Source organism: Pseudomonas sp. K5002 (assembly GCF_013386655.1).
In the GTDB taxonomy this organism is placed as follows: domain Bacteria; phylum Pseudomonadota; class Gammaproteobacteria; order Pseudomonadales; family Pseudomonadaceae; genus Aquipseudomonas.
Map to the genome: position 1 here is coordinate 1 of NZ_JACARK010001697.1, position 740 is coordinate 740.

1 protein-coding gene is annotated in these 740 nt (G+C 66.8%); it reads right to left on the bottom strand.

Features of this window, described 5'->3' with window-relative positions; genetic code table 11:
• The coding region (locus tag HX846_RS38765; protein ID WP_178967647.1) for an ATP-binding cassette domain-containing protein at nucleotides 1-740 on the bottom strand (740 nt) is incomplete at both ends.

Genomic DNA, 740 nt, shown 5'->3' on the forward strand with positions numbered 1-740 from the left:
CGTGGGTCGAAGGAGCTGAGCGGGTCCTGGAACACCACTTGCACCGCACGCCGGGCTTCGCGTTTTTGCCTGGCGTCGAGGTCGGACCAGCGCTGGCCCTTGATCCACACCTCGCCGGCATCGGCGGTTTCCAGGCCGAGTATCAGCCGGGTCAAGGTGGTCTTGCCGCAACCCGATTCGCCCACCACCCCCAGCGTCTCGCCGCGACGCAGCTGTAGCGACACCTGGTTCAGCACCGTGCGGGTTTTGCCGTCGGGGCCGACAAAGGTTTTGGACAGCTCGCGTGCTTCAAGCAGTATTTCGCCCTGGGGCGCCGGCTCGGGCTCCACCGCCGTGAGCAACCGGCGCGTAGGCTGGAAGTGCACGGCCTTGGCGGCCCGCAGCAGCAGTTGGGTATACGGATGACGCGGGTCTTGCAGGACCTGTTCGGTGCTGCCCTCCTCCACGATCACCCCGTGGCGCATCACGGCCACGCGATCGGCCAGGCGCGAGACCACCGACAGGTCGTGGCTGACCATCAGCAGTGCATTGTCTTCACCGCGCAGGCTCTCCAGCAGGGCGATGACTTGGGCCTGCACCGTGGCATCCAGTGCCGTGGTGGGTTCATCGGCAATGATCAGCCGCGGATTGCAGGCAATCGCCGAGGCGATCAGCGCCCGCTGGCGCAAGCCGCCGGAAAGTTGCCAGGGGTATTGGCTGGCGCGCAGTTCCGGTTCCGGCACACCGACATCCCGCAGCAG